4 protein-coding genes and 1 pseudogene are annotated in these 5401 nt (G+C 38.6%); 3 read left to right on the top strand and 2 right to left on the bottom strand.

Annotated features, from left to right (window positions below; genetic code table 11):
- The first annotated feature begins 290 nt into the window (after positions 1-290).
- Complete coding sequence (locus tag HT699_RS11945; RefSeq protein ID WP_000265675.1) at positions 291-497, top strand: hypothetical protein; 207 nt, start codon at positions 291-293, stop codon at positions 495-497.
- Positions 498-851: 354 nt separating this feature from the next.
- Here the strand turns inward: HT699_RS11945 and HT699_RS11440 are convergent, their stop codons facing one another.
- Positions 852-1700: a putative RNA methyltransferase gene (locus HT699_RS11440; RefSeq protein ID WP_172934387.1), complete on the bottom strand. Its 849-nt coding sequence runs from the start codon at positions 1698-1700 to the stop codon at positions 852-854.
- Between the two features lie 150 nt (positions 1701-1850).
- Between HT699_RS11440 and HT699_RS11435 the strand changes: the two genes are divergently transcribed.
- Both HT699_RS11435 and HT699_RS11430 read left to right on the top strand, forming a co-directional pair.
- Positions 1851-2129, top strand: coding sequence for a DUF6110 family protein (locus HT699_RS11435; protein ID WP_000910910.1), 279 nt, complete (start codon positions 1851-1853; stop codon positions 2127-2129).
- A gap of 1 nt (position 2130) precedes the next feature.
- Positions 2131-4184 (top strand): annotated as a pseudogene (locus HT699_RS11430) (heavy metal translocating P-type ATPase).
- 78 nt (positions 4185-4262) lie between these two features.
- On the opposite strand, the gene tyrS reads toward HT699_RS11430, so the two are convergent.
- Positions 4263-5401 (bottom strand): tyrosine--tRNA ligase (gene tyrS, locus HT699_RS11425; protein WP_172934386.1); only part of this gene is annotated, 1139 nt, incomplete at its 5' end.

The raw sequence follows: 5401 nt of genomic DNA, 5'->3' as shown, positions 1-5401 counted from the left end.
CCTGCGGCTAGCTTCCTAGTTTACTCTTTGATTTTCATTGAGTATAAGATACAAATTTATACGAATATATTTTGTAAACAAGCGAGTTTCGATTGAAATTCGCTTTTTTAAATGTTGTGGATTTTAGTCAATCCTGTCTAAAAATAGGGAAATTATAGATACAGTGAAGGCTTTAAATGCTGATTTTTACTGTCTTCAACCTCATGCTTCTTCGTAGTTGATTACCTCATATCTCTTGTATTCGCTTACATAAAGTATTATAATATAATTGTAGGAAAGAAGGTGTTTTTATGTGGAAAAAATATTTTTCAAAATATAAATGGACGGATTTATTTTGGATTTTATTTGTTATTTTGACCTGCCTCTTGGCGGGTAATGATACTCTTTTCCCCCTTACCCATCAAGAAATCTCTTATCATGGGTGCTTATTTGGAATTACACTTGCATTATATCACTTGCTATTTATTGATAAGTTTGTTATCTCGAATCGAAAATAAAGTTTAGGGATATGCTTAGCTGTGTACCTTTAGGATTGATTTTTGGAGGAAGATTTTGTCTCTATTATTTATTATTTTAAATTTGTTTATCTTGTACAAGATCTATTCTTTGAGACGGGAGAAATCGAAATACTTGATTTATACGGCCTATATCATATTTGGGGTAAATGTACTATATGGTATTCAATGGTTATTAAAAGAACTGATTTCAACTATTTCCACTTAATGTGTATAGAAACTCCAGTGATTTTTGCATAACAAAACGCATAAGATTAAGGTTTTGACCACCTGTTCTTATGCGTTTTTGTAATATTGAAGATTTTCGGTAAGTTTTATACCTTTGGGAAGTCTAGTTTAGAATGCTTTCCCAACCAGAATCTCAGCCTCAATAGTAATCTCTGTCAGTTGGCTCCAGTCAATCTTGCTCTGGTCAACGTGAAAGAGGAGAGGAGTCATACTGAGTAGGGCTTGGAGTTGTTCTACTGTGATAGTCTTAGTCAGAGAGGCAGTTTGGTTAGATAGGATGGTAAAGTGTTCTTGGAAATGATTTTTGATATTTTGGTTGGAATAGTCCTTGTTTGTCAGCTGGTCTTGTACCTTCTGACGGATTTCCTTGAGGTGATTTTCAGTTGGGATAACCTTGATCAAGATACCGTCTTTGGATAAAACGCGACGAAATTCTCCATAGTTGGCAGGTGAAAAGATATCTAGTAGGATATCCATGCTGGTGTCTTTTATAGGAAGACGAGCCAAGTCGCCAACGAACCAATTGACTGCCCAGTTGGGTTCGCTCTTGGCAGCGATTTGGACTGAATCTTTGGAGATGTCAAAGGCATAGAAGGTTTTTTCAGGATGCCTTTCTTGGAGTTTTCGAGAGTAGAATCCTTCACCACAACCGATATCCAAAATTGTTGTGGTAGTTTTTGAGCTTGCAAGCAAGTCAGATACAGTATCTAAAATAGCTTGGTAAAAGCCGGCTTCTAGGATTTGTTGGCGATTTTGAAAGTTTTCCTTGTCGTAGTTGGCAGATTGCTTGATTTGAGGTGCCAGATTGACATAGCCAAATTTCGCCAAGTCAAAAGAATGACGGTTGTAGCACTTGAAACTAGTTTCTAGCAGAGTCAGATTTTCTTGACAAATAGGACAGGAAAAGGCAGTCGCAGAAGCAAAACGCTGGAGTTTAGGTTTGAGGTTTGTATTCATAGTTTAAGTGTATCAAAAGAGACCAGTGAAAGCAACTTTAGGATGATTTGTAATAGGATTAAATAGTAGTATCATTACTTTTCAAAGTACCAAAATTAAATTGCTTTTATATCCAAAATGCTATATAATAATGATAAGGAGGAAATAAGTATGTTAAAAGAAGTATTAACCGTTGCAAAAGTTGCGAAAAAATCATCACTCTTTTTGGGTGGTGTCGCATTTGGTACCCTTGGTTTGAAAATCTTGGCAAGTAAGGAAGCTAAAAAAGGTTATTCTAAAGCTTTGGCTAAGGCTTACAAGTTGAAAGACGGGCTAGATGCATCTGTTTCTGTTGTGAAGCAACATGGAGACGATGTCTTGCAAGATGCCAAATATTTGTATGAGCAAGAGAAAAAAGAAGAGCAATTAGATAGCCTTATAGGGGAATAATATGTCTTTTAAAGTGCTACATAGAGGATACCAACATATCCGACTATCATCTTCTTTTTCACTCACCTTGGATATTCAAGACTATCTTCGTTCCTTGGTGAGAGATGAAAAGGGGATTGAGTCTATCCAGTTTTACATGGATCAACAGCACTTTACTCTACGCATAAAAGAAGGCTTCTCTGTATTAGACAATGCAGAAGCCTTTTTAAAAAGAATTGATAAAGGGAAAGTTTCTGAGTTGATGACTCTTCCCATTCGTAGAGAAGAGAGTGCTTATTCTATTGTTTCAGGTGCAGCGATTAAGCGTATACTTTTTCGTAGTTTTGTGCCGTATCCTATTCGCTATATATGGACTTGTTATCAGGCTTTGGGTTATGTTAGAGAAGCCTATCAAACCCTAGCGCGTAAGGAACTAACGATGGAGGTCTTGGACTGTTCGGCTATTTTATTGTCCTTGTTTATGAATCAATCCAAGACGGCAAGTAATATCATGTTTATGCTTGATTTGGGGAATCATTTAGATCAATGGTCCTTGAAAAAAACTGCAACAGATTTAGAACAGAGTCTTCTTGCAAAAGAGAGCGATGTATTCCTAGTACAGGGCGATACGGTTGTTAGTATCAAGAGTTCCGATGTTCAAATAGGAGATATCTTGGTCCTATCTCAAGGAAATGAAATTCTGTTTGATGGACAAGTAGTTTCAGGTTTAGGTATGGTCAACGAAAGTTCCTTGACGGGAGAGAGTTTTCCAGTTGAAAAAAGAGAGTCTGATTTGGTTTGTGCAAATACAGTTTTAGAAACTGGAGAGTTACGCATTCGTGTAACCGATAATCAGATGAACAGCCGGATTTTACAGCTGATTGAGTTGATGAAGAAAACAAGAAAACGAAACAACGCTATTTCATCAAGATGGCGGACAAGGTCGTCAAATATAATTTCTTGGGGGCTGGGCTGACTTACCTATTAACAGGTTCTTTTTCTAAGGCTATTTCTTTTCTATTGGTCGATTTCTCCTGCGCTTTGAAAATCTCTACTCCTGTAGCTTATTTGACAGCTATCAAGGAGGGGTTGAATCGTGAAATGGTGATTAAGGATGGGGATGTTCTGGAGAAATATCTGGAAGTTGATACTTTCTTGTTTGATAAGACGGGAACAATCACAACTAGCTATCCTATAGTTGAAAAGGTGTTACCTTTTGGGGACTATAGTGAGGAAGATATTCTCAGAATCAGTGCCTGTCTTGAGGAACACATCTATCATCCTATCGCTAATGCCATTGTCAAGCAAGCTGAGATAGAAGGAATTGAACATGAGGAAATGCATGGGAAACTCCAATATATCGCAAGTAAGGGAATCAAATCCCATATAGATGGGCAACCAGTTCTTATTGGGAATTATGTCTTAATGCAGGATGAGCAAATTCATATCAGTTCGGAGCAAAATGCTTTAATTGAAGAGTACAAGAGTCACTACAATCTCTTATTCTTGGCTTATCAGAATGAATTGATTGGAATGTTCTGCATTCATACTCCTTTGAGAAAAGAAGCAAAAGCAGCCTTGGAGAAACTTAAGGCACAAGGGAAAAAATTGATTCTGGCAACAGGGGACACCCTGGTTAGAACAGAGGAATTAGTCAAAGATTTGCCCTTTGATCAGGTCTATACAGACTTGAAACCTGATGGGAAATTTGAGTTAGTAGAGGAACTGCAGAAAGCAGGTCACACTATTTTGATGGTTGGAGATGGATTGAATGACTCAGCGGCTCTAACCCTATCAGATATCGGTGTGGTGATGAATGAGAGTGCAGATATTTCTAAGCAGATGAGCGATATTTTATTGTTAGATAATCGTTTGGATTTCTTCCAAGAGTTGGATTGGCTATCATCATCTTTGCAAACACTCATCAAGAAGAATATTCAAGATACCGTTGTCGTAAATAGTAGTTTGATTGGCTTTGGCTTGTTTAATTGGCTCAGTCCTTCAAATCTCTCTATCTTACATAATCTAACAACCTTACGCATAGTCCTGCGTAGCCTGTCTATTAAAAATAGATAGATGAGAGTTATTAACAGCAAAAAGGAGTTACCTTTCTCGAGGCTAACTCCTTTTTTTTATAGATAAAGGTTGAATAGTTTAGTAAGTCAATACGAAGTATTTTTTCTTCCCACGACGGATAACAGTCAGTTCATTCTCTAACTTATCTGCGTCGCTCAAGACATAGTCAAGGTCTTGGATGCGGTCGCCATTTACGTAGATAGCTCCGTTTTGGACGTCTTCACGGGCTTGGCGTTTTGAGTTAACCACACCAGATGAGACGAGCAGTTCCACGATATTGTGATTTTCATCTGCTTGAACTTGGTAGTTTGGTACTCCACGAAGTCCTTGTTTGAGCTCTTTGACAGAAAGATTTTTGATGTTTCCTGCAAAGAGTTGCTCAGTGATGTTGAGGGCTTCTTTGTAGGCTTCTTCTCCGTGAACAAGTGTAACAACTTCACGAGCCAAGACTTTTTGAGCCAAGCGTTCGTGTGGAGCAGCTTCAAATTGTTTACGGATGTCTTCAATCTCTTCAAGGGATAAGAAAGTAAAGATTTTCAAGAAGCGAACAGCGTCAGCGTCCATCACATTCATCCAGAATTGGTACATTTCGTATGGAGAAGTCTTTTCAGGATTGAGCCAGACTGCGTTTCCTTCTGATTTACCAAACTTCTTACCAGTAGCATCTGTGATAAGCGGAACTGTGATAACGTGACCAGTCTTGTCCGCCTTACGACGAAGTAATTCAGTACCAGCTGTCATATTTCCCCACTGGTCAGAACCACCGATTTGAAGAGTGACATTGTGGTCTTGGTTAAGGACGAAGAAGTCGTAACCTTGCATGATTTGGTAAGCAAACTCAGTGTAAGAAATCCCTGTTTCAATCCGTTTTTTAACAGATTCCTTACTCATCATGTAGTTGACCGTGAAGTATTTTCCAATGTCACGGAGGAAGTCAATGAAGCTGATGCTGCCAAACCAGTCGTAGTTGTTGACCATGACAGCTTTATTTTCGCCATTTTCAAAGTCAAGAAAACGAGAAAGTTGTCCTTGGATAGACTTGACCCAGCCATCTACTGTGTCTTTTGTTTGGAGACTACGCTCAGCATCTTTGAAGGACGGATCTCCGATGAGACCTGTAGCACCGCCAACGAGCGCATAAGGTTTGTGACCTGCTAGTTGCAAGCGACGACTTGTCAAGATTGCGACAAGGTGGCCTAGGTGAAGGCTGTCAGCAG

This window comes from Streptococcus sp. 1055, from assembly GCF_013276815.1.
Taxonomy (GTDB): domain Bacteria; phylum Bacillota; class Bacilli; order Lactobacillales; family Streptococcaceae; genus Streptococcus; species Streptococcus pseudopneumoniae.
This window is presented reverse-complemented; position numbering and strand designations above follow the sequence as displayed.